Origin of the sequence: Bacillus sp. SIMBA_005 (assembly GCF_046535585.1) — a bacterium.
Lineage (GTDB): Bacteria > Bacillota > Bacilli > Bacillales > Bacillaceae > Bacillus > Bacillus pumilus.
In genome coordinates, this window is sequence record NZ_JAWRWI010000417.1 from 1 (window position 1) to 271 (window position 271).

The following is a 271-nucleotide window of genomic DNA, read 5'->3' on the forward strand; positions in this document are numbered from 1 at the left end:
GGGGCGCCGCCGGCATCGGTGTCGTATTCGACGGCGAACAATGCGTTCTCCGCGGCGTCCGCCAACGCGCCATCGATCGCTGCGAACGCGGTGCCGGCCGAGTCGTAGCTGGTTCCCGCGATCGAATAGGAGGGCGCACTGACCGCGCCGTCGGCGTTGGCGACCGCGCCGCCGCCCAGATGGCTGGCGATCGCCGCGTTGGCGGAGAACAGCTGCGCGCCGTTGACCGCCTGGTTGCTGCCCGACGCGACCAGGCCGCCCGCCACGCCGT

Annotated in this window: 1 pseudogene; it reads right to left on the minus strand. The window is 72.7% G+C overall.

Annotated features, from left to right (window positions below):
* Window positions 1-271, minus strand: a pseudogene (locus tag SB660_RS20695) (hypothetical protein); the annotation flags it as partial.